This window comes from Geodermatophilus sp. URMC 63 (genome assembly GCF_053502565.1).
Genome location: NZ_CP199956.1, coordinates 3,052,250 through 3,075,168 on the forward strand (window position 1 = coordinate 3,052,250; position 22,919 = coordinate 3,075,168).

The 22,919-nt window shown below is 71.5% G+C and carries 21 protein-coding genes; 16 read left to right on the forward strand and 5 right to left on the reverse strand.

What is annotated here, in order from left to right; all coding sequences use genetic code 11:
• Positions 1 to 141: 141 nt before the first annotated feature.
• The 9 genes from ACWIZO_RS15075 to ACWIZO_RS15115 all read left to right on the forward strand — a co-directional run bounded on the left by ACWIZO_RS15075 (position 142) and on the right by ACWIZO_RS15115 (position 8,043).
• Complete coding sequence (locus tag ACWIZO_RS15075) at positions 142 to 1,749, forward strand: AMP-binding protein (RefSeq protein ID WP_448638467.1); 1,608 nt, start codon at positions 142 to 144, stop codon at positions 1,747 to 1,749.
• Entirely contained in the window at positions 1,746 to 2,834 is a 1,089-nt protein-coding gene (locus ACWIZO_RS15080; RefSeq protein ID WP_448638468.1) for an alpha/beta fold hydrolase, read from the forward strand. The genes ACWIZO_RS15075 and ACWIZO_RS15080 overlap by 4 nt, the downstream gene beginning before the upstream one ends.
• A complete protein-coding gene (locus ACWIZO_RS15085) occupies positions 2,834 to 3,157 on the forward strand; it encodes a hypothetical protein (protein ID WP_448638469.1) in 324 nt (107 codons plus the stop codon). Before ACWIZO_RS15080 ends, ACWIZO_RS15085 begins: the two co-directional genes overlap by 1 nt.
• The gene (locus ACWIZO_RS15090) at positions 3,126 to 4,199 is read left to right on the forward strand and encodes an alpha/beta fold hydrolase (RefSeq protein WP_448638470.1); all 1,074 of its coding nucleotides are present in this window, start codon (positions 3,126 to 3,128) and stop codon (positions 4,197 to 4,199) included. Before ACWIZO_RS15085 ends, ACWIZO_RS15090 begins: the two co-directional genes overlap by 32 nt.
• The gene (locus ACWIZO_RS15095) at positions 4,196 to 4,726 is read left to right on the forward strand and encodes an N-acetyltransferase family protein (RefSeq protein ID WP_448638471.1); all 531 of its coding nucleotides are present in this window, start codon (positions 4,196 to 4,198) and stop codon (positions 4,724 to 4,726) included. The genes ACWIZO_RS15090 and ACWIZO_RS15095 overlap by 4 nt, the downstream gene beginning before the upstream one ends.
• Positions 4,689 to 5,492, forward strand: coding sequence for an SDR family NAD(P)-dependent oxidoreductase (locus tag ACWIZO_RS15100; protein ID WP_448638472.1), 804 nt, complete (start codon positions 4,689 to 4,691; stop codon positions 5,490 to 5,492). Before ACWIZO_RS15095 ends, ACWIZO_RS15100 begins: the two co-directional genes overlap by 38 nt.
• A 320-nt stretch (positions 5,493 to 5,812) precedes the next feature.
• A complete protein-coding gene (locus ACWIZO_RS15105; protein WP_448638473.1) occupies positions 5,813 to 6,634 on the forward strand; it encodes an SDR family oxidoreductase in 822 nt (273 codons plus the stop codon).
• A 459-nt stretch (positions 6,635 to 7,093) separates the two neighbouring features.
• Entirely contained in the window at positions 7,094 to 7,345 is a 252-nt protein-coding gene (locus ACWIZO_RS15110) for a hypothetical protein (RefSeq protein ID WP_448638474.1), read from the forward strand.
• Positions 7,346 to 7,887: 542 nt separating this feature from the next.
• Entirely contained in the window at positions 7,888 to 8,043 is a 156-nt protein-coding gene (locus ACWIZO_RS15115) for a hypothetical protein (protein WP_448638475.1), read from the forward strand.
• A 176-nt stretch (positions 8,044 to 8,219) separates the two neighbouring features.
• Here the strand turns inward: ACWIZO_RS15115 and ACWIZO_RS15120 are convergent, their stop codons facing one another.
• Entirely contained in the window at positions 8,220 to 9,269 is a 1,050-nt protein-coding gene (locus tag ACWIZO_RS15120) for an enoyl-CoA hydratase/isomerase family protein (protein ID WP_448638476.1), read from the reverse strand.
• A gap of 175 nt (positions 9,270 to 9,444) precedes the next feature.
• Here ACWIZO_RS15120 and ACWIZO_RS15125 point away from each other — a divergent pair, with 175 nt between their 5' ends.
• Positions 9,445 to 10,599: a CoA transferase gene (locus tag ACWIZO_RS15125; protein ID WP_448638477.1), complete on the forward strand. Its 1,155-nt coding sequence runs from the start codon at positions 9,445 to 9,447 to the stop codon at positions 10,597 to 10,599.
• Positions 10,596 to 11,996, forward strand: a complete 1,401-nt coding sequence (locus tag ACWIZO_RS15130) for an amidohydrolase family protein (protein ID WP_448638478.1) — start codon at positions 10,596 to 10,598, stop codon at positions 11,994 to 11,996. Before ACWIZO_RS15125 ends, ACWIZO_RS15130 begins: the two co-directional genes overlap by 4 nt.
• On the opposite strand, the gene ACWIZO_RS15135 is transcribed toward ACWIZO_RS15130, so the two are convergent.
• From ACWIZO_RS15135 to ACWIZO_RS15145, 3 genes are all read right to left on the reverse strand, one after another.
• Complete coding sequence (locus tag ACWIZO_RS15135; protein ID WP_448638479.1) at positions 11,986 to 12,165, reverse strand: hypothetical protein; 180 nt, start codon at positions 12,163 to 12,165, stop codon at positions 11,986 to 11,988. The two genes, ACWIZO_RS15130 and ACWIZO_RS15135, sit on opposite strands and share 11 nt — an antisense overlap.
• Positions 12,166 to 12,665: 500 nt before the next feature.
• Positions 12,666 to 13,178: a VOC family protein gene (locus ACWIZO_RS15140; RefSeq protein ID WP_448638480.1), complete on the reverse strand. Its 513-nt coding sequence runs from the start codon at positions 13,176 to 13,178 to the stop codon at positions 12,666 to 12,668.
• A gap of 278 nt (positions 13,179 to 13,456) precedes the next feature.
• Positions 13,457 to 14,401 carry an enoyl-CoA hydratase-related protein gene (locus tag ACWIZO_RS15145; RefSeq protein ID WP_448638481.1) on the reverse strand — a complete coding sequence of 315 codons (945 nt, stop codon included), beginning with the start codon at positions 14,399 to 14,401 and terminating at the stop codon, positions 13,457 to 13,459.
• A gap of 327 nt (positions 14,402 to 14,728) precedes the next feature.
• On the opposite strand from ACWIZO_RS15145, the gene ACWIZO_RS15150 reads away from it, so the two are divergent.
• Positions 14,729 to 16,240 carry an aldehyde dehydrogenase family protein gene (locus ACWIZO_RS15150; RefSeq protein ID WP_448638482.1) on the forward strand — a complete coding sequence of 504 codons (1,512 nt, stop codon included), beginning with the start codon at positions 14,729 to 14,731 and terminating at the stop codon, positions 16,238 to 16,240.
• A gap of 846 nt (positions 16,241 to 17,086) precedes the next feature.
• Here ACWIZO_RS15150 and ACWIZO_RS15155 read toward each other — a convergent pair.
• The gene (locus ACWIZO_RS15155) at positions 17,087 to 17,968 is read right to left on the reverse strand and encodes an enoyl-CoA hydratase-related protein (RefSeq protein ID WP_448638483.1); all 882 of its coding nucleotides are present in this window, start codon (positions 17,966 to 17,968) and stop codon (positions 17,087 to 17,089) included.
• Between the two features lie 246 nt (positions 17,969 to 18,214).
• On the opposite strand from ACWIZO_RS15155, the gene ACWIZO_RS15160 reads away from it, so the two are divergent.
• The 4 genes from ACWIZO_RS15160 to ACWIZO_RS15175 all read left to right on the forward strand — a co-directional run bounded on the left by ACWIZO_RS15160 (position 18,215) and on the right by ACWIZO_RS15175 (position 22,859).
• Positions 18,215 to 18,481 (forward strand): hypothetical protein, encoded by a 267-nt coding sequence (locus tag ACWIZO_RS15160; protein ID WP_448638484.1) that lies wholly within the window; start codon positions 18,215 to 18,217, stop codon positions 18,479 to 18,481.
• Between the two features lie 816 nt (positions 18,482 to 19,297).
• On the forward strand, positions 19,298 to 19,606 hold the full coding sequence (locus tag ACWIZO_RS15165) for a hypothetical protein (protein ID WP_448638485.1): 309 nt from the start codon (positions 19,298 to 19,300) through the stop codon (positions 19,604 to 19,606).
• Positions 19,607 to 19,619: 13 nt separating this feature from the next.
• Positions 19,620 to 21,125 (forward strand): class I adenylate-forming enzyme family protein, encoded by a 1,506-nt coding sequence (locus tag ACWIZO_RS15170; RefSeq protein ID WP_448638486.1) that lies wholly within the window; start codon positions 19,620 to 19,622, stop codon positions 21,123 to 21,125.
• 528 nt (positions 21,126 to 21,653) lie between these two features.
• Positions 21,654 to 22,859 (forward strand): CaiB/BaiF CoA transferase family protein, encoded by a 1,206-nt coding sequence (locus ACWIZO_RS15175; protein ID WP_448638487.1) that lies wholly within the window; start codon positions 21,654 to 21,656, stop codon positions 22,857 to 22,859.
• Positions 22,860 to 22,919: the final 60 nt, after the last annotated feature.

Genomic DNA, 22,919 nt, shown 5'->3' on the forward strand with positions numbered 1-22,919 from the left:
TCCCATGCCTCGGTCAGGGGCGGACGACGTGCGGAGATCGCGTCGCCGCTCGCACTGGGACGCGCGCCTGGCAGTGTGGGCGGTACGCGTCTGCCCTGCACATCCACCGATGTGGCCCGAACCGGCCAGGGAGGTCTGACGGTGAACATCGTCCGAGGCGGTCAGGACGACGATCCGGCAGGGAAACCCACGGTGTCGATCCGATCGCGGTTGCGAGCAGACGCGATCCTGACGCGCGCGAACATCGATTTTCGACAGCCCCATCGCGCACCCCTGGCCTTCGGCGCGGTAGGGGTGTGGGGCCGGGGGATCGTCGGCGCAGTCGCTTCCTCTGCGGCGCGGTATCCATGGGCCCACGCTGTCGTCGACCCATACGGTGCTCTGACGTACGGCGAGCTGTGGCGGCGCGCCGGTCACCTGGCTCGGGGACTCGTGGACGAGGGCGTGGCCCCTGGGACACGGGTCGGAATCCTCGCCCGCAACTCTCGGGAGTACGTCCTGGCTCTGGTCGCCGTTGCCCGCACCGGCGCTGATCTCGTCTTCCTCAACACGGAGTTCGCAGCTCCCCAGCTCGCCGACGTCGTGGCCGCCGAAGGTGTCGAGTTCCTGCTGCACGAGGACGAGTTCGAGGGCCTGGTCGTCGACTGCGGCGCCCGGCGCACGTTCGGCGAAGCGGCGCAGGCGGCCCTGGCGCTGCGAGGGGGATTCCTCGCGCCGCGCCGGCAGGGACGCCTCATCGTGCTCACCTCGGGGACGACAGGACGTCCCAGAGGTGCCGCACGGAGCTCCGCAGCCGAATCCGTCGAAGGCCTGGCGGGGCTGCTGAGCCGCATTCCGTACCGGCCGCGCGACACCCAGGTCGTCGCCGCTCCGCTGTTCCACGGTTGGGGGCTCACCAACCTGCTGCTGGGCCTGGCCCGCGGGTCCACCACCGTGGTGAGTCGCCACTTCGACCCGAGGGAGACCCTCCGATCCGTCTCCGGCCACCGCGCGCACGTCCTCGTGGTCGTGCCGGTCATGCTCCAGCGGATTCTGGCGCTGGGCACGTCCGCTCTGCTGGCGGCCGACACGACCCGGCTCAGGGTGATCGCAGCGAGCGGCTCCGCACTCGGGCCCGCTCTGGCGACGGAGACGCTCAACCGGTTCGGTGCGGTGCTCTACAACGTGTACGGCTCCACCGAGGTCGCGATCGCGACCATCGCCACGCCCGCCGAGCTGCGCTCGCACCCCGGAACGGCCGGTCGCCGTGTGCTCGGCGCGCGCGTCGAGATCCTCGACGGCGAGGGTCTGCCTGTTCCAGCCGGCGACACCGGTCGCATCTTCGTCGGCAGCTCGATGCGGTTCGACGGGTACACGAGCGGCGGCGCCAAGGAGGAGCAGCGTGGACTGCTCGCCTCCGGGGACATCGGGCACTTCGAGGGCGAGCTGCTCTTCGTCGAAGGACGAGAGGACGACATGATCGTCTCGGGCGGCGAGAACGTGTATCCGCAGGAGGTCGAAGAGCTGCTCGCCGAGCACTCGGGGATCGCCGAGGTAGCCGTCGTCGGCGTGCCCGACTCGCGGTTCGGTGAGGCGCTGCGCGCTTTCGTGGTGACGAAGCCGGGGACGGCGCTGGATGAGGACGCGGTACAGGTCTACGTGCGTGAGCGACTGGCTCGCTTCAAGGTCCCGCGCACCGTCCGGTTCCTCGAGCAGCTACCACGCAACGCCACCGGGAAGCTGCTCAGACGGGAGCTGAGGTCGGCGTGAGCGCCCCCATCAGGCTCCCGATCCCGGGCGACGCCGCGGATGCCCTCGCTCGCCGATCCCGTCAGTGGTTGGAGCCTCTGTCGCGCCACGAGGCCGTCGCGGCGTGGGTGGAGTTGGCGACGAAGACACAGTCGGTGTTCGTGGCCACGGCCGACAAGCCCCAGCGGCTGGCCGCACGACTGGTAGGTCGCCGTACCACCGCAGAACGCCGCGAGCGGGAGGAGTGGGAGGCTCGGCAGCACCGGTCCAGCGAGTCGCGCGCCCGTCCCGCCGGGCAGAGCTCCCCGGCTGGTCGGCGGCCGAGCGTCCACTGGGAAGAGGGCGGCGAAGGCAGGCCGCTGCTCTTGCTCAACGGATGGACCGCCGGTGGGAGTGTGTGGCCCACCGCGTGGCTGAGAGACCTGGAGCGCAGGCTCCGTGTGATCCGCATGGACACCCGGGGGAGCGGGCTGTCGCGGACGGCGCCTGCTCCGTTCACGATGTCGGATCTCGCGGACGACGCCGCAGCAGTCCTGCGTGCCGCCGGTGTCGAGCGAGCCGGAGTGCTGGGGCTCTCGATGGGCGGGATGATCGCGCAGGAGTTGGCTCTCCGTCATCCGGCTCTCGTGGGTGAGCTCTTCCTGGTCGCGACCCGACCCCCCACGCCGGCACAGATCCCCGGCTCCTCAGAGCTGACCGAACGGTCGTTCGACCGGCCTCCGCCGGGCGAGTCCTTCCAGCAGTTCATCCGGTCGCGGTGGGCCGCTCTCGCCGCTCCGGGCTTCGCCGAACGCGAGCCGGCTCTGCTCGACGAGCTGGTCGAGCAGGTGGAGGAGCGGCGTACGCCGCGCGCTGGAGCGACCAGCCAGGCGCTGGCTGTCCTCGGCTGGCACGGTCCCCGACGGCTGGCCGGCCTCAGGGTTCCCACGACAGTGGTGCACGGAGCGGTGGACCCACTCACGCCCGTGGGCAACGGGATGCGCCTGGCCCGGCTGATCCCCGGCGCTCGCTACGTCGAGATCCCGGCGGTAGGGCACCTCGTGCCCCTCGAGGCCGGCGACGTGCTGGCCGACCTCGTCCGCGGCGCTGTCCCCGGGGCGCTGTGATGGGCCTGCCCGGTCCCCGAGACCTCTACAACCGCTTCGAGGAGGTGGCGACCCCGCTCGCCGACGAGCTGACCCGCTCGAAGGAGTTCGCTCAGGCGGTCGCCTTCCTCGCCGGCACCAACAGGACCGTCCGGGCCGGCCTCGGCAGGCTGGCCGCCCGGGGGTGGCACGCCGTCAACCTCCCCGCCGGTTCCGACGTCAAGCGGCTCCGCCAACAGGTCGGCGCGCTCGATCGCGATCTCCGGCTGCTCTCCCTGCAGCTCCAGCGAGCGCGGAAGGAGGGGACGCGCCGTGGTGACGATCCCGGACCTGAGCTCGATTGACCGCATCCGCCGCGAGGTCGAGCGCACCGCGCTGCGCGCGCGCAACGGCATCCGGATGGTGACCGGCATCCAGCGGACGGATGTCGGCCTCAGTCCCAAGGACGTCGTGTGGAGCCAGGGCCGCACCGAGCTCTGGCGCTATCGCAGCGAGCAGGTGTCTCTGCGGCCGCCGCTGCTGATCATCTACAGCCTGTTCAACCGCAGCTACATCCTCGACCTGCGGCCCGGCAACAGCGTGATCGAGCAGTTGGTGGCCGCCGGCTTCGACGTCTACATGCTCGACTGGGGCGTCCCCGACGAGGGGGACGCGCAGAACCAGCTCGAGGACTACGTCGACTCCTACATCCCCGCCGCGATCGACCGTGTCTGTGAGCTCTCCGGCAGCGACAGCGTCAATCTCTTCGGCTACTGCTTCGGCGGGGTGCTGTCGGTGCTGCATGCCGCGCACCATCTCGACGCACCGCTGCGCAGCCTCACGGTCCTCACCACGCCGGCCGATCTGCAGAAGCTCGGTCCGATGACGGACATGATGGCGCGCACCGACCTCGACGCCGTCCTCGGGGACGACGGCATGGTTCCGCCGTCGATCATCGTGCAGGGTTTCCGGACCCTGGCGCCGGTCAGTGAGCTCACCTCGCGCGTCGACCTGATCGACAAGTTGTGGAGCGACGAGTTCGTCGGGGCGTACCAGGCGATGAGTGGCTGGGCGACCGACCAGGTGCCGCTGCCGGGCGGTGTCGCGCGCCAGCTCAAGCGACTGGTCGAGGACAACGCGCTGCTCCACGATCGGATCTTCCTCGGTGGCGACCGAGTCCGGCTCTCCGACATCCGGGTGCCGTTCATGCACGTCCTCGGGCTCCGCGACCACATCATCCCCGAGCCCGCCGCCAGCCCCCTCGTCGGACTGATCGGCTCCGAGGACAAGCAGGAGCTGCGGCTCGACGCCGGCCACATCGGCCTGATGGTCGGGCGCACCGCCGCCCGCAACACGCTTCCTCTCATCATCGACTTCCTGAAGCAGCGGAGTGAGGTCCTCGCATGACCATCCAGGAATTCGCGCGCGACCATGTGGCCGCGCTCGGCGAGCTGTTCAGGCGGTTGCCCGACAGCGATCTGACCTTCGTCAAGGAGGACGTCACACCTGCCGCGCTCGCGGGCTGGCCGACCGCTCGGGGCTGGCGCTGGGTCGAGGTGGCCTCCGACGGCACCGTCAACGGGATGGCGGCCCTGCTGCCGCTGACCGGGTGGTCCGACCACGTCGCCGAACTGCGGCTGGTCGTCGACCCCCTGACCCGCGGTCGCGGCATCGGCCGCGGACTGGCCCAGCACGCCGTCGCCCACGGCGTCCGGTCCGGCCTGCTCAAGCTCGTGGTCGAGGTGCCGGCCAGGCAGCAGCCGGTCACCGCGATGTTCCTCGGGATGGGTTTCACCGGCGAAGCGTTGTTGCGCGACCACTTCCGGGACCGCAGCGGCGAACTGCAGGACCTGCTGGTGCTCGCCCTCCTCGCGGAGCAGATGTTCGAGGCGATGGATGCGGTCGGCATGGTCGACCTGCTGGAAGGACAGTGACATGGGATTCCTCGACTCGTTCCGCCTCGACGGCAAGGTCGCCGTCGTCACCGGCGCGTCCAGCGGCCTGGGCGTGACCTTCGCCAAGGCCCTCGCGGAGGCGGGCGCCGATCTGGCACTGGGCGCGCGCCGTGAGAACAGGCTGGCGGACGCGGTGGCCACGGCCGAGGCGCTGGGCCGCAAGGCGATCGCGGTGCGCACCGACGTCACCAACCCAGTGGACTGCCAGGCGCTCGTGGACGCGGCGATGGAGGCGTTCGGCCGGGTCGACGTGCTCGTCAACAACGCCGGTGTCGGCACGGCGGTCCCTGCGTCGCGGGAGACGCCCGAGCAGTTCCGCTCGGTCGTCGAGCTCAACCTCAATGCCTGCTACTGGATGGCCCAGGCCGCCGGTCGGGTCATGCGGCCGGGCAGCTCGATCGTCAACATCTCCAGCGTCGTGGGACTCACGACTCTGGGGCTCCCGCAGGCGGCGTACGCCTCGAGCAAGGCCGGCCTGATCGGGCTCACCCGCGACCTCGCCCAACAGTGGACGCCGCGCAAGGGCATCCGCGTCAACGCACTGGCACCCGGCTACTTCGAATCGGAGATGACCGACCAGTTCGAGGGCGAGTACGTCGACGACGTGGTCGTTCCCCGCACCCTGATGGGTCGGGTCGGCAAGCAGGAAGAGATCGGCGCCGCACTGCTCTTCCTGGCCAGCGACGCCAGCGGCTACGTCACCGGCATCACGTTGCCGGTGGAGGGCGGCGTCCTCGTCACCTGATCGTCCGCGCGTCACGCCTTCCGGTCACCTCGAGCAGGAGCGGGACCTGCTCGACCGCGTCCCGGCTCTCGTGGACGTCGACGTGGCGGGATGGCTGCCGGACCATCGTTCGTGCCAGCCCAGGGGGTGGGGGAGGCCGGCACCGCGGCTCGGCAGCTTCAGGAGTGTGGTCTGTCCCCAGGACGGGAGCGGGCCCGGTCGCGCACGGGTATTGCTGAACTGAGTCGGCCTGGCGTGCGGCAGCACCGTTCGTCATGAGCAATTGCGTGGTTCGATGCGAAGGGGCAGCTGTCGCTGACGGACGAGACGTAGGAGACGACATGGCCAAGACGTGGTTCATCACCGGCGCGTCGCGTGGCTTCGGGCGTGAGTGGACGATCGCCGCGTTGGAGCGCGGCGACAACGTCGCCGCCACTGCCCGCGACACGGCCACGCTCGACGATCTGGTCGCGCAGTTCGGCGACAAGATCCTCCCGATACGACTCGACGTCACCGATCGGGACGCCGTGTTCTCTGCCGTGGCGAATGCGCACGGCCACTTCGGTCGGCTGGACATCGTCGTCAACAACGCCGGCTACGGCCTCTTCGGCATGGTCGAGGAGATCTCCGAGGCCGAGGCGCGGGCACAGTTCGACGCCAACTTCTTCGGCGCGCTCTGGGTCACGCAGGCCGCCCTCCCGTACCTCCGCAAGCAGCGATCGGGCCACTTCCTCCAGGTGTCGAGCAACGGCGGGATCATCGCGGGCCCGGAAGTCGGCGTCTACTGTGCATCCAAATGGGCGCTGGAGGGGTTGAGCCAGTCCCTCGCAGCCGAGGTCGCGGGCTTCGGCATCAAGGTCACGCTCATCGAGCCCGGCTATTACGGCACCGACTTTGCCGGTTCCTCGCAGAGAAGGGCCGCCGTCAACCCCGCCTACGACGCATTCCGCGAGGAGGTCGACGTGGAGCGGAAGGCTCTCTACCCGGACCCCGGCGATCCGGCGGCCACCAGGAAGGCCGTCCTTCAAGTGGTTGACGCAGACGAGCCGCCGCTGCGGATCTTCTTCGGCGACGGCCCGCTCGCCCTGGCGGCGGAGGAGTACGAGTCGCGGCTGGCGACCTGGCGGGCGTGGGAGCCGGTGTCCATCGCCGCGCACGGCTGAACGGCTCGAGCGGCCGCAGGGCTCCTCGACGAAGTCGGCCTCCCAGTCACCCCAGCGCAGTACTTCCTGGAAGATGCAGCATGTCCACCCGAGCCGGGGGGACACCACCGTGAGTTGGCCCGCGCTCAGGCCGACGGCGATGAGGGCATCGAGGGTGCAGGCGAAGTCGTCGGCGTCGGCATCGTCGCGTGAGGCGTCGCCCAACGACCGTCCGATCCCGCCGGCGCGGAGGCCAGGGCCGCCGCCGAACCGGCTGACCCGCACAGCCCCGCGACGTTGTGCTTCGCGGTGAAGGTCTCGAGTGACCGGGAGTCCCTCCGCAGATGGGGCGCTGCGCGTCCCTCTGGGCGGTCAAGCACCCGCTGCGCCGCTCACGCGGCCGGACATGCAAGATCCGGTCTAACGTTCAGGACGTCGCGGAGGCCTTCAGCCTCGGCACCGAGGAGCAGAGGTTCTGACATGACCACGCAGAAGGATCCGTCGCCGGAGGCCCTGGCCAACGTCACGGGCCACAACGTCCGGACCAGGGCACATCTGCTGCCCGAGGAGCAGGCGGTAGAAGGCTCCCCCGGCCCGGCGAACGGGGATCGAGACCCGCGGCTCCAGGCCGAGACAATCTTGGCCGAGTCGGAGGAGCGCACGGTGCACCCCGACGCGGACGACGCGCAGGGGGATCACCGCAAGTCGGAGGAGACCGTCGACCATCTTTGATGGTGCCCCACGAGCACCCGTTACGAGTTCGCCGGTCCGCGCCGAGCCGCCGAGCGACATGGACGAGTGATCATGCCGCCTCCGGCGTATGGGTGGCGTCCAGGCGCCAGAGGAGAAGTCATGCCGAACTGCCCGGCACACTGCGGCGCTCGTCCAAGAAGGCGCCCCTGACCTTCGCGAAGGCGTCCGACTCCAAGATCTTCTTGATACGGTCCGCAGATGCCCGTCTCCGCTCTCGACCATGTGGCGCTGCCGACCGCCGACACCCCCGGCTCGTCGCGTTCTACCGGGCGCTGGGCTTCTCGATCGACGGTGAGGAGGACTGGATCGCCGGCGATGCAGTGGTCGTCGGCATCGTCTGAGGCAGCCAGAAGATCAATGTCCGCACCGAGATCCTCGCGTCCTTCCGGTCGCACCCGGCTGTCCTCCGCGCACCGACCGCGGAGCCGGGGTGCGGCGACCTGTGCTTCGTCTGGGAGGGAGGTATCGACGACCTCCTCGCCACGCTGAAGCGGCTGGGCATCACTCCCGAGCACGGACCGGTGCGGCGGATCGGCGGCCGGGGCGTCGAAGGGGCCAGCGTCTACTGTCGCGATCCCGACGAGGACCTCGTCGAGTTCATCTCCTATCTCCCCACCGATCTGGAGGCCACCCCGCCCATGGACACCGAGCGCTTCTGGAAGGAACCTGTCGTCTGACTGCGCCGCCTCGGCCGGGCATGCTGACGGTGAGCGGAGCTGTCGACGCGCCGTCCTTCAGCTGCCCTCGTCCCCTGGTGCTTCCCGACGGACCCTCCTCCTGCATGAATGGCCGGCACCCAGGGTGTGGCACCAGATGAAGCCCTACCCGGCCACGTCCGGCGGGATGGGTGACGTCAGACGGTGGGCGGCCCACTGGCGACCGAATCGACGAGCCCCCACGACAGGGCCGTCCGTGCGTCGATGACGGTGGCGCTGAGCGCCAGGTACAGGGTCCGCCACCGGCCGATCCGGCGCGGGATGCTCACCGTGCCGCCGGCCCCGGGGATCAGGCCCATGCCGATCTCCGGCAGGCGGATGCGGGTGTCCGGCGCGGCGACGATCCGATGCGCGTAGGCCGGCAACTCGATACCCGCTCCGACGCACGCGCCGTGCAGCCGCACCTCGACCCGGTCGGCGACGCGGTGCAGCGGCAGGGCGGCCCCGACGCGGGTGCGCACCAGGTGGGCGGTGACCGGGTCCGGCGCGGTGCCGAACTCGTCGAGGTCACCGCCGGAGCAGAAGGACGGCCCGGCGCCGTCGAGCACCACTCGGACGACGCCGTCGTCCCAGGCCACCAGTTCGAGTGCCGACACCAGCGCGTCGCGCAGCTGCCGTCCGTAGGCGTTGCGGCGCTCGGGCCGGTTCAGGGTCAGCCGGAGCTCGTCGCCGTCCCGCCGCAGGCGTACCGGTTCCTCGGGCGCCGGGGGCGGCAGCGGCCGCGGGCCCCGGCGGGCCAGCCACGCGGCGAACTCCGGGCCGCCGAGCAGGGTCGAGTAGGCGAGGGATTCGGCGTCGAGTGCCGCCGGCACGTCGAGCTCCCCGCTCCAGCGGAGCAGCCCCGCGAGGACGACGCTCGCGTGCGGATGGGCCCGCGCTGTGGCCGACAGGGCCAGCGCGGCCGCCGCCGCGTCGGGGACCGCGACCACCTCGCGGGTGCCGCGGTCGCTCCCGGGCGGGACCACCGTCAGGTCCAGCGCCCGCACGAGCGGCTCCCACCCGGGGGCAGGAGCGCGGCCACGGCTGATGCCGACGAGCACCCGGTCGCTCGCGGTGGCGGCCGTCGCGGCCGCGACGACGTCCTCCGGTTCGCCGTCGAGGTCCACCACCAGCAGGGGCTGCTCGATCCGTCCGTCCTCCCCCAGCAGCGGCGCGGTGGCCTGGGTAGCGAGGGCGGACGGGGCCACGAGGGGCAGTCCGGACTCGGGCTTAGACGATGATCGTGGTCGGCTGGTCATCTCCCGGTCACCGTATCGTCGCGACGTGCCCAGATCGTCGGATCCGACGGAAGCGTCGCCGGTCGCGGACTGGGCCGCGAGCGGGATCGTGACGCTGACCGGCAGGCCGGACGGGCCACCCCTCGTGCCGCCGGGACGCGCCGCGACGGTCGCCCGCGAGCTCGGCGCGCGGATCGCCGCGGTCACCGCCGGCACCCGCGCGCCGGTACACGTGGACGGAGCCCAGCTGCTGGCCGATCGGGCCGCGCTGACCGGGCACCGCCGGGCGGGGACCGTGTCGGCCGGTGGCAGCTGCCGGCTGCTGCCGACGGCCGACGGCTGGGCGGCGGTCTCCTGCGCGCGCCCCGACGACTCCCTGCTGCTCGGCGCTCTGGTCGAACACGCCCTGCCCGAGGATCCCTGGCCGGCAGTCGCCACCTGGCTCAGGGAGCACCGTGGCGAGGAACTGGCCGAGCGGGCCGAGCTGCTCGGCGTCGCCGCCGCCCCGGTGCTCCCGCGCCCGGCGACGGCGCCGGTCCCGTTGGCCGGCCGGCCGGTCGAGGGGTTGCTGGTCGTCGACTTCAGCGCGCTGTGGGCCGGCCCGCTGTGCGCCTCGCTGCTCGGCGCGGCCGGCGCCGGGGTGGTGAAGGTGGAGACCCCGCAGCGGCTGGACGGCGCGCGGCGGGGCGATCCGGCGTTCTACCGGCTCCTGCACGCCGGGCACCGGTCCGTGGTGCTCGACCCGGCCACGGCTGACGGGCGGACGGCGATGGCCGCGCTGGTCGACGCGGCCGACATCGTCATCGAGGCCTCCCGCCCCCGGGCGCTGGCGGGGTTCGGGCTCGATGCCGCTGCGGCCGTCGCGGCGGGGACGACCTGGATCTCGATCACGGCCGCGGGCCGCGGGTCCGGCCGCGTCGGTTTCGGGGACGACGTCGCCGCCGGGGCGGGTCTGGTGGCCTGGACGGCGGAGGGGACGCCGGTGTTCGTCGGGGACGCGCTCGCCGACCCGCTCACCGGGCTGACCGCCGCCGTCCTGGCGATGTCGGCTCCCGGGGACGGCTCCGGGGTGCTGTGGGACGTCGCGATGGCCGACGTGGTCGGCGCGACCCTGCGCGAGGGCCCGCCGAGCCCGTCCCTCGCGGCCCGGCGCCGCGCCGGCAGCTGGGTCGTCGACACCCGGGACGGCCCGCTGCCGGTGGCGGCTCCTCGCCGGCGCGAGCCCCCTGCGGGGGAAGTCGCGGCGCCGGGGGCCCACACCGGGGAGGTCCTGCGCGGGCTCGGGATCCCGGTGCCATGAGCGGCCTGCTGGTGCACGACGCGGAGGTCGACGATGTCCCAGGGACCGCCGTCCGCATCCGCGCCGGACGTGTCACGGAGGTCGGCGCGGGCCTGCCCGCCCTGCCCGGCGAGGAGGTCCTGGACGCCGCCGGGGGTGCGCTGCTCCCCGGGCTGCACGACGCCCACCTGCACCTGCACGCCCTCGCCGCGGCCGACCGGTCGGTCGCCTGCGGACCACCGGCGGTCACCGACCGGGAGCAGTTGGCCGCCGCGCTGGCCGCGGCTCCGGCCGTCGGGGGATGGGTCCGCGGCATCGGCTACGTCGAATCCGTCGCCGGCGATCTCGATGCCGCCGCGCTCGACCGTCTGCACGGCGCGCGGCCCGTACGCGTCCAGCACCGCAGCGGTGCGCTGTGGATGGTCAACAGCCGCGGCGCCGAGATCCTCGGCCTCGTCGGCGCCGTCCACCCGGGCGTCGAGCGCGACGGTCGCGGTGTCCCGACCGGGCGACTGTGGCGGGCCGACGACTGGCTGCGGAACAGGCTCCCGCGCCCGGCGCCGCCGGACCTGGCCGCCGTCGGCGCCCGGCTCGCCCGGCTGGGCATCACCTCGGTCACCGACGCCACCCCGGACCTGGACGACGCCGCCGTCACCGCGATCGCCGGTGCCGTCGCCCGCGGGGTGCTGCCTCAGCGCGTCGAGGTCCTCGGGGTTCCGCTCGGCCGGACGGAGCTGCTCCCGGGCCTGATCGCCGGACCGTACAAGATCGTCCTCGCCGACTCCGGACTGCCGTCCCTGGACGACCTCGTCGACCGGATCCGCGCCGCGCACGACGCCGGCCGGTCGGTGGCCGTGCACTGCGTGACCCGGGAGGCCCTCGTCCTGCTGCTCGTGACCCTCGGCATCACCGGCGTGCGGCCGGGTGACCGGGTCGAGCACGCCGCGCTCGTCCCGGTCGAGCTGCTGGACGAGCTGGCGGCCGCTGCCCTGCGGGTGGTCACGCAGCCCGGGTTCCTCTCCGCCCGCGGCGACGACTACCTCCGCGACGTGCCGCCCACCGACCACGCCGACCTGTACCGGTGCGCGAGCATGCTCGACGCCGGGGTGCCGCTGGCCCTCTCCAGCGACGCCCCGTACGGCCCGCTGGACCCCTGGGCCGTCATGACCGCCGCCGTCCACCGGCGAACGGCGTCCGGCGCCGTCGTGGGCGCCGCGGAGACCATGACGCCGGCCCAGGCCCTCGCCGGCTACCTCGGGTCCCCGGGAGACCCCGGCGGGACGCCGCGACAGGTCCGCGTCGGCAGCACCGCCGACCTCGTGCTGCTGGATCGCACGCTGACCGACGTCCTCCAGGCGCCGACCTCCGACGCCGTCCGGGGGACTCTCGTCGGAGGCCGGGTGATGTTCACTCGCTGAACGGCGGTGGCTCGCTCGCCGTCGGTATCCCCACGAACTCGATCGAGTCGTCCTTGATCACGAACTCGGTCAGGAGTCGGTCACCGGTGCCGTCGGCGGTCCACTTCCGCAGCCCCCCACGCGCAAGCAGGGTCCGGCGTTCTGCTACCCCAAGGTCCGCGGCTACCACCCGCCGGTGGTCACCTGCGCGCAGAGCGGGCAGGTGCTTTTCACTGGCTGCGCGGCGGCAACGCCGGCTCCGGCCGCGGGGCGAAGACGTTCCCCACCTGACGGTCAGCCGGGTTCAGCACGCCAGCGCCACTGCTTCGCCGGCACCGAGCAGGCGCTGACCGTTGGGCTCGTGGTGCGCCGCGGGCGGCCCACCTCGGGCTTCCAGTTGTCGCCTGGTCACCGCCTGGGACTACCACTCCGTCGTCACCGACCGGGATCCGCCGCTGGTCGAGGTCGAGGCAGGCCACCGCCGGCACGCCGTGGTCGATCAGAGCATCGGCGAGCTCAAGTCCGCCGGCCTGGCACACCTGCCTTCGGGAGGTTCATGGCCAACGCCGCCTGGCTCGCGCTCACCGTGCGGGCCCACAACCTCGGCAGAGCCGTCGGTGTCCTCGCCGGCGGCCGCCTGGCCCGGCCTGACTTCTATGAGTCAGCGGCCTGGCGGGTGGGGTGCTCGCGTCAGAGGTACCTGATGGGATCGGAGCCATCCCAGTCGCGATGGGCATCCGCGACCATCGAGATCATGCCCTCGGAGCTAGACAGGCGCTCGATCAGCTCGGTCATGCACCCGATGGTCGAGCGGGTGTCGAGGTAGGCGATCCTCAGGTCGCCGAAGGACGCCTCGCAGGCGGCCTCCACCCCGGCGTCACGGTAGCGCTTCATCTCGGCATCGAAGTCGTCGGTCAGCCCACCGATGTGATGCATGGCGCTCTGCCCGGCCGGCACGCTGTCGCGGTAGACAGACGGCCCGTCGTTGTGCTGCTGGATCAGCTCGATCTGCATGGGCCCGATCTGCCCCAGTGCGGCGCTCATGTCGAGTTCGGCGGGCTTACCTCGATAGCGCAAGTTCTCCAACTGCGAATGCGAGATGACATAGAACGGTCCGACCGATGTCGTGGTCAACCACTGCTGCATGGCTGACTCCAGGTCGTCGACGACCCAAGCCACTTGATGGAAGCTGTTCCGCGTCATCCCGGCCCTCCTGTGGGCGAAGTGCCGGCACATGGATGGTCTTGCTCGAGCGGCTGACGATCGGTCGTCGGCAACTAGGGTTGAAATGGCTTCCCTGCATACAGGTCGCGAGGGTCCTCCTGAAGATCGAGATCACTCCGAGCAGGAGCCCCTCGCATCGGTGGATCCGGGTTCAGAGAACGTCCGGTCGAAAGCGTCGAGGACGGCACCGCTGGGTTCTGACGACCGACCATCCCCACCAGCCTGAACCACACCGTGGACGACCGCCAGGCCAGGCCCTAGTCCGCCGACGGGTCGTCCTGGGGGACGAGCGCGCTGTACGCGTCGTCGGGGTGGGTGTACTCCGGCGACGGGTTCTCCTGGGGGACGAGCGCGCTGAACGCGCCGTCGGGGAGGGTGTACTCCGGGAAGTGGGGTTCACGCTGGTCCCGCAACGCGATGGTGCCCTCACGGATGTCGGGGCCCAGGAAGGTGAGCTGCTCGAAGGCGGCGGAGAGGTCGAAGGCCGCCGCGTGCTGCTTGTAGTGGTAGTTCAGCGACCGCTTCGTCCACTGCAGGGCTCGCTGGGAGCCGCGTGCCAGCCGCTGCGCGACCTCCTCGCCGCGCCGCTCGAGTTCCTCCTCGTCGTCGACGACCAGGCTGATCAACCCGATCCGCTCGGCCTCCTCGCCCGTGATCGGCTCTCCGGTCAGTGCGTGCCACTTCGCCTTCGCCATCGACATGTGCAGCGGCCACGCGGCGACGACGTGGTCACCGGCGGCTCCGCCGTAGCTGGTGTGGCGGTCGGCGAACGTGCAGTCACGGGTGGCGATCGAGATGTCGGCCAAGGGCACGGTGAGCTGGAAGGACCCGGGGTAGAGCGCCACGACCGGCTTGTTGAAGTTCACCATGTTGTGCACGATCTCGCGCGCCTCGTGGAGCAGCTGGGCGTTGAGGGCGTACTCGGTGGCCATGCGCCACATCTGGTCGACCGCGCCCTTGGCGTAGGTCGAGATGTCCTGACCGGGACCAGCCCCCTCCGCGTCCCGAGCGGGGCCGAGCACGACGACGCGGACCTCGGGATCACGGTCGAGCTCGAGCCAGACCTCTCCGATGTGCGCATGCTGCTCGTGGGCGAGGTGCGTGCCGGGGCGGAAGGAGACCCGCACCACGCCGCGGTCCTGCCCCTGGACGATCAGCCCCGTGTACTTCTCGTAGCGCTCGAGGTTCGTATCGGTTGCCACGGTGCCCCTCTCGTCAAGGATGAGCGGCCGTGCGCGATCCGACTCGAGGGCGGTCGGACGCTCGCACCGCTGCTCTTCTACCTCGTCAGCTCTGGAGTCCTATCACGCCCCATTTGCCGTGACCAGCTATTGTCATGAGGTTTGGCGTGGGGCAAGCTGGTGACGGTCAGCGGTGGCCCTCGGTCGAGTGGTCGTGGTCCTCGGCGCGGATGGATGAGAGGGCGAGCTCGACCTGGCGGCGTACGTAGCCGCGATCCCCGAGGTGGGCCAGGTGCACCATCGTCCTGACAGGCGTTTCCCCAGCGGCACGAACGGGAGTCGAGATTCATGAGCTCCACACAGGAACTGACGCGCAAGAGCGTCGTCGACGGCACCGAGGTCGCAGCCGAGGCCGCGGACTTCCTCGACGAGGGCACCATCCCGCACGTGATCGACGGAGAGCAGGTGGCCACCTCCGCCGGCGGCGTCCGCGACGTCATCAACCCCTCCACAGGCCACAAGCTCGGCGAGGTCGTGCGCGGCGACGCGGCCGACCTCGACCGCGCCGTCCGTGCGGCTCAGGCGGCATGGGACGACGGGCGGTGGCGAAACCTCACGCCCCGCGACCGCGAGGCGCGCCTGCACCGGCTGGGCGACCTGGTCCAGGAGCACGCCCAGATCATCGGGGACCTGGATTCCCTCAACGCGGGCGTGCTGCGCTCCCACTCGGACTTCATCGCGCAGTACTCCGCCAATGCCTTGCACTACTACGCCGGCTGGCCCACCAAGCTCGCCGGCCACGTGCCCCCGGTGGGGCCCGACTACGTCGTGCAGGAGCGCGTGGAGCCGGTCGGCGTGGTCGGTGTGATCAAGCCGTGGAACGGTCCCGCGGCGATCTTCGCCCAGGTCGCGCCTGCCCTGGCCGCCGGGAACTGCGTGGTCATGAAGCCGGCAGAGCACACCCCGGTCTCCGCCGCGTACATGGCCCGGCTCGCCCTGGAGGCCGGCATCCCGCCCGGCGTCTTCAACGTGGTGCAGGGCGATGGAGTGGTCGGGGGGGCCATGGTGGACCACCCGGGGATCACCCGGCTCTCGTTCACCGGTTCCGTCGACACCGGTCGGCGGATCGCCGCTGCGGCGGCGCAGACCTTCAAGAAGGTGAATCTGGAGCTCGGCGGGAAGTCGCCCGTGCTCGTGTTCGCCGACGCCGACGTGCCGGCGGCCGCGGCGGCTGCCGCCCATGCGGTCTGGAACAACTCCGGACAGGTCTGCACCGCAGGCTCCCGCACCCTGGTCCACCGCAGCGTGTACGACGACTTCGTCGCCGAGGCGGTCAAGTACTCGGAGGGGCTGCAGGTGGGTCACGCCTTCGACAGCCGGACCGACCTGGGGCCGCTGATCTCGCCGGAGCAGCTGTCGAAGGTGCAGGGCTTCGTCGAGGTCGGCAAGAGCGAGGGCGCCACGCTTCGCTACGAGGGCTCCGCGAGTGCGGACCTCGACGGGTTCTACCAGGCGCCGGTGATCTTCGCGGACGTGACCAGCACGATGACGATCGCGTCCGAGGAGATCTTCGGTCCGGTCATGTCGATCCTGCCGTTCGAGGACGAGGCGGAGGCCTTCCGGGTCGCCAATGGGTCGCGCTACGGCCTCGCGGCCGGCGTCTTCACCCGCGACATCGGGACCGCCGAGCGCGCGACCAGGGCGCTCGACGCCGGCACCGTGTGGATCAACTCCTACCAGGTGACCGACGCGGCCGTGTCCTTCGGCGGCAGCAAGGACTCCGGCTACGGGCGGAGCCTCGGGCAGCCCGCGCTCGAGGAGTACACCCGGCGCAAGAGCGTCTGGTCGCGCACCTACTGACCGCACGCGCAGCCGGCGGAGCCGTCGACGCCCGGCCCCTGTGCTTGGAACGTCACGGTCCGCCTCCGGGGCGCCGGAGTGATGAGCTCGGACTCCGCAGACCTCGCGGAGTCCGAGCTCTGCTCGTGCGCTGACCGGGCGCGGGAGCGACCTGCTGGGGCTGGCGGATCCGGCTGAGGGCCAGGGGGCGGGAGTGGCGCAGTCCGGCGCGATCGCATCCTGATCGCCGACGTCGGGCCTGTCACCCCCGCATCCTGACCGCGGGTCACCGAGGAGGAGTAGGCAGGGTCACCGACGGCAGACGTCGGTGGGCGGCTGGCGTTCCCGAACACGCCGGATCCCCCGCGGACGGTCAGTGGGAGAGCGCATCCTGCTCATCGGTGGCCGTCGTCGTGCGCGGCCGTGCTCGCCGCCGCCCGGGCGGGCGGTCCGCGAGGCGCGGTCTCGTGCCGAGTACCGCCCGCTCCGCCGAGGTGCCCGTCCGCGCAGGCACGACTCGCTGACCGGAGGCTGCCACGCCGCCTCGAGATCGGACCGCCCAGGCGGGGAGAACGGGCCACCGGCACACCGCGAGCTACGCGGGGAGCACCACGGGACTACGCACCAGCCCGCGACGGCGGCGCCGAGGTCATCACTGCATGGTGTGAACCGCAGCGGGCGCGGACCGCGCCACGCCTCCGCTGTCGCGCTCCGGTGCCTTGCGGCGCTGCGCCGACTCGCTGCATCGCTCCCGTCTGGGGGGCCGCCGCGGGTCCGACTGCTCCCCGTCCCCGGAGGAAAGCCTCATGGGTCACGGTCGCCGGGGGCCGGACGCGAGTTCCGGCCCCCGGCGAACCGCGTCGGTGCCTAGCTCGCCGATGGCGGGCCGTCCTGGGGCACGAGCCCGCCGAACGCGCTGTCAGGGAGGGTGTACTCCGGGAACTCGGGCGCGTGCCCGTTCCGCATCCCGTTGATGCCCTCGCGGATGTCGGGGCCCAGGAAGGTGAGCTGCTCGAAGGCGGCGGAGAGGTCGAAGGCCGCGGCGTGCTGCTTGTAGTGGTAGTTCAGTGAACGCTTCGTCCAGCTCAGCGCCCGCTGGGAGCCGCGCGCCAGCCGCTGTGCGATCTCCTGTCCGCGCCGCTCGAGTTCCTCCTCGTTGTCGACGACGAGGCTGATCAACCCGATCCGCTCGGCCTCCACCCCCGTGATCGGCTCCCCGGTCATGGCGTAGTACTTGACCTTCGCCATCGACATGTGCACCGGCCACGCGGCGACGACGTGGTCACCGGCCACCCCGCCGTAGTTGATGTGGGCGTCGAAGAGGGTGGAGTCGCGGGTGGCGATGGAGATGTCCGCGAGGATCACCGCAGGCGTGAACGAGCCCGGGAACATCGACACGACCGGCTTGCTGAAGTTGAGCATGTTCTGGACCAGTTCCCGCGTCTCGTGCATGAGCTGCGCGAGGAGCTCCCACTGCGTGGCCATCCGCTCCATCTGACCGACCGTCTCGCCGGTGTAGGTCGTGATGTCCTCGCGGGCCCCTTCCACGCCACGCGTGGGGCCGAGCAGGACGACGCGGACCTGCGGATCGCGGTCGAGCTCGATCCAGATCTCACTCAGGTGCGCGTGCTGCTCGTGCGCGAGGTGCGCGCCCTGGCGGAAGGAGATCCGCACGACGCCCCGCTCCAGGGGCTCGACGATCAGCCCGGTGTACTTCTCGTAGCGCTCGAGGTTGGTCTCGGTTGCCATGGTGCCCCTCTGGTCAGGAATGGACGGCAGATGCGGTCCGACCAGGCCCGGTCGGACGCTCGCCCCGCTGCTCTCCGACTGCCTCGTCTCACCGGAGTCCTACCACGCCCCTGGCCGTTGCGGGGAGTTCTATCATGAGGTTTATTGCGGTGTGCGGACAGTCGCGCGATGGTGTGCCGTAGGTTCGGAAGTACCCGACCTGACGTGGGTCGGGCTGGGTCGTCAACGGAGTCGAAGGGTCACGACGTGAGTGAAATCCGCATTCTCGGAGAGTCCGACTGGGAGGACGAGGACCTCCTGACGCACGACGAGGCAGGTGAGCGTCTGCGCGAGGAGGTGCAGGCCGAGCTGGCCTTCCTCGAGTCGCCTGCGGCCGAGCAGCAACCCCTCGCAGCGGCGCGGTCACGCGCCCGCGTGGAGGCGATGCGCGAACGACTGGCGTCCAGCGACCGGGCGCTGGCGGAGGGCTTCGGGGTCGTGCGGAGGATCGGCGGCGACGCGGCGTCTGGTTAGGCCGGTCGGTCACCGAGAGGCGTACACGGTCGTGCGTCCCCATCGCCAGGACGTCGTGGGAGGGGGCAGCGTGATGTGTGGCCTCGTCGTCGCGGACGTGGGGGATCGGGGCCTCGCTCGCGTGGTGGGGCGCCCTGCGCTGCAGGAACGAGACCCATCGCGGGCTGTCCATCTCGCAGGAGCCGGTCGGATGTAGACCGCCGCGCGGCGAACTCCCGGGCGCGGAGGTTCGGCGCGCCCCTGCACGAGCGGCTCCACTGCCGGGCAGGTGCCGCCGTCCACACCGGGTCCTGACCCTGGCCCACTCGTCGCAGGGCGTGGGCACCGAGCGGCGTCCCGTTGTTCGTCCGGACCCGGAGGTTTGTTCGGTTCGACCCCGACCCGAACACCGGTGAGCGGAGCCTGGACGCATCGTCCGTGCCGGCCCGGCAGCGTGTGCTGTCCGGCTGGGGACGCCGTCACGGCTCCTCCTGCCCTTCGTCGAGGGCTGACGGGTCGAGCCCGGAGACTGCTCGCGCCGCCTCCCTGCTCAGGAGGCGGCGTGAGCCAGGCGGTGGAGTCGGCACGGGCGCCGGCCGATCCAGCGGTGTCCCGGAACCTCCGGAGCGGCGTACACGCAACCGCTGCCGGCCGTGCGGCCTGTGCCGCGGCCGCGCCGCCCCGACGTGCGCCACCTCGAGATGTGAGTGGGGGACGGCGAGCGGCCTGACTGCATATCCTCTTCAGGAACGGCTTCCGACTCGGGGGTCGTCCTGATATCCTCATGAGGAATCGCGCCTCGAATCGATCGGGGCACGCGTCCGGAGGAGGGCGAGGATGCAGCTTCGTGTCGGATCGCGCTGGCGCAGCGCCGTGGACGACACCCAGGTGGTCGTGGTCCGCGCACCGCAGGGCGAGGTCTCCCTCACCTGCGGCGGCCACCCCCTGGTCCCCAGCGACAGCGAGCCCACCCCAGGCCTGACCATCACCGAGGGGCATACGGGCGGCACCGCGCTGGGCAAGCGCTACGCCGACCCGCAGACCGGTCTGGAGCTGCTCTGCGTCAAGGGCGGGACCGGGGCGCTCGCGCTGAACGGGGCGCAGCTGCCGCTCAAGTCCGCCAAGCCCCTCCCCGCCTCGGACTGAGCGGAGGCCCCGGATGAACATCGCGATGCTCGCCGAGATCGCCGCCGACGCGGGCGGTGACCGGGTCGTGCTCGGTGATCCCGAGCACGGGGTCACGTACGCACAGCTCTACGACCGTGCCCGCCGGGCGGCCCGTGTCCTGCGGGAGTCCTCCGCCGACACGGTGGCGATGATCGGCGTGAACTCGGAGCTGTTCCCGGTCGCGCTGTTCGGCGCTGCCCTGGCGGACCGACCCTTCAGCCCGTTGAACTACCGCTGGTCGGACGCGGACCTCGCGGCCGCCGTCCGCAGGCTCGCCCCGGTGGTGGTCCTCGTCGACGACGAGTTCCTGCCGCGGTTCGAGTCACTGGCGGGGGAGTCCGGCGTCCAGTTGGTCGCCCGCTCGCTGTTCCTGGCAGCCGTCGCGGACGCCCCACCGATCGAGTCCGGGGCCGAGGAGCCGGCGAACCCGGCGGTCCTGCTGTTCACGAGTGGCACCTCGGGCAGTCCCAAGGTGGCGGTCCTCGGGCACGACAACCTGAGCTCCTACATCCTCGGCAGCGTCGAGCTGATGGCGGCGGAGGAGGGGGACGCCCAGCTCAGCAGCCTGCCGCCGTACCACGTCGGCGGGATCGCCAATCTGCTCAGCACGCTGTTCAGCGGTCGGCGGATCGTGCAGCTGCCTGCCTTCGACGCGCGGACGTGGATCGACACCGTTCGAGCTCTCCGGGTCACCCACGCGACGGTGGTCCCGACGATGGTCGCCCGGATCGTGGACCTGCTCGCCGAGGACGGCGGCGGACTGCCGAGCCTGCGTCATCTCTCCTACGGCGGCGGGCGCATGCCTCTGCCGGTCCTCGAGCGAGCGATGGCGCTTCTCCCGGAGACCAGCTTCGTGAACGGGTACGGACTGACCGAGACCAGCTCCAGCATCACCGTCCTGGGGCCGGACGATCATCGGCTTGCGCTCACGTCGGACGATCCGGCGGTGCGCGCGCGGCTCGGCTCGGTCGGGCGCGCTCTGCCGACGGTCGAGCTGTCGGTGCGCGACGCGAACGGCGAGCCGGTCGCCCCCGGTGAGACGGGCGAGTTGTGGGTGCGCGGTGAGCAGGTCTCGGGCCGCTATGTCGGGACCGAGTCGGACTCGGATGGAGGCTGGTTCCACACCAACGACGCGGCGCGCATCGACGAGGAGGGCTACGTCTTCGTGGAGGGCCGGCTCGACGACGTGATCGTCCGAGGCGGGGAGAACATCTCGCCGGGTGAGGTGGAGGACGCCCTGCTCGAGCACCCGGACGTGGCCGACGCGGGAGTCGTCGGTCTGCCGGACGACGACTGGGGCGAGCGTGTGGTGGCCGCCGTCGTGCCGGTCGAGGGGCGGACACCGGACCCCGGCGAGCTCCAGGAGTGGGTGCGCGGGAAGCTGCGCTCCAGCAAGACCCCGTCGAGCATCGCCCTCGTCGAGGCGCTGCCCTACAACGACAACGGCAAGCTCGTGCGCAGGTTGCTGCGGGCGAGCCTGCAGGAGGCCGCCGTTTGATCGACCTCCGAGAGCGGAGCGGCCGGGTCGAGGGTCTGGGCAGCGCACCCGGGACCGGTTCCGATGAGCGTCGCCGCCGCGGAGCTGGAAACGGCGTGGCGGGGGAGCGGGGGGCCTGTCGCGGAGCGGTCACGAGGAGGCCGATCCGACCGACAGGGGCATCGACCGGCCCGACAGGGGCGCGCCTTCGTCGCGGTCGGTGAACAGGTGACGGTGCGCGAGGGCGGGGGCAGCACCACGCGGCCCCTGCTCACCACGTGTGCGTGCAGGTCGGCGTCGTTCCTGGTGCGGAACTCAACGGGAGCAGCGACGCCGCCCGGCCGACGCCGCGCTCGTGGACGAAGAGGTCGTATCGGGGTAGTGGATACAGCGCATTGACACCCGGCCCACGACTGCCTAGCGTTTCATCCTGATGAATTATTCGCGTTACGACGAGAAGGGGTTCGAGGAGTATCTCGAAACCCGGGTCATCGGCTACCCGCTGTCGTCCTGACACCCGGCCGCATCCCAGAGCGAAGGTAGGCGTTCATGAAGGTCCTCGACGGTGTGCGCGTGGTCGAGCTGGCGTCGTACCTGTTCGTACCCGCCGCTGGAGCCATCCTCGCGGACTGGGGCGCCGATGTCGTGAAGATCGAGCACCCGGAGCACCCGGATCCGCAGCGCGCCCTCGTGATCGCGGACATGAGCGTCGGGGGCGAGGCGTTCGAGCCCTTGATGCAGCAGGCCAACCGCGGCAAGCGCAGCGTCGGGCTGGACGGCAGCACCCCCGAGGGGTACGAGATCCTGCGCAACCTCGTCGCCGGGGCGGACGTGTTCCTCACCAACCTCCTGCCCGAGAGCCGCACACGGCTGCGGGTGGACGTCGACGACATCCGCTCGATGAACCCCTCCATCGTCTACGTCCGCGGCAGCGGCTACGGCCCGGCCGGCCCCGAGCGCTCGATGCCGGGCTTCGACGGGACCACCTACTGGGCCCGCGGCGGGGCTGCGGACAACCTCACGCCGGCCGGCTCCCCTCTGCCGACGCCGGTGCGACCGGGGCTGGGTGACCTGCCGGGTGCCACGGCGGTGGCCGGTGCGGTCGCAGCGGCCCTGTTCCACCGCGAGCGCACCGGGGAGGCGCCGCTGGTGGACGTGTCGCTGCTCAGCGTGGCCGTCTGGGGCAACTCGCCGGCGATCACCGCCTCCGCGATGCGCGGCGAACAGATCCAGAAGACGCTGCGCGAGGACAACCGCAATCCGCTGTCGCTGTCCTACCGCACGAGTGACGGTCGCTTCGTCAAGCTGTCGCTGTTCCAGTCGGACCGCTTCTTCGCGCGGCTGTGCGAATCCCTGGGGGAGCCCGGGCTCGCCGCGGACGAGCGGTTCGTCGACTCGGCGGCCCGCGCCGCCCACCGGCAGGCGTGCACGGCGGCCCTGGACGAGGTCTTCGGCCGGTTCACCCTCGCGGAGGTCGAGTCCCGGCTGGCGGACCTGGGCGGCCCGTGGTCGCGGGTGCAGAACAGCTTCGAGGTCAGCCAGGACCCGCAGGTCCTGGCCAACGGCTACTTGACCGAGGTGGACGCGGGAGGGCGGAAGGTGCCCGTCGCGGCGTCCCCCTGGCAGTTCGGAGAGGCCCGCTACCCGCTGCAGGCGGCGCCCGCGCACGGTGAGCACACCGACGAGGTGTTGCTCGAGCTCGGCCTCGACTACGAGGAGATCATCAAGCTCAAGATCTCCGGCACCGTCCTCTGAGCCGTCCTCTCCGGAAGAGCACCCGCGCCTCCGGCGCGACGCATCGAAGTTCTCTGCAGC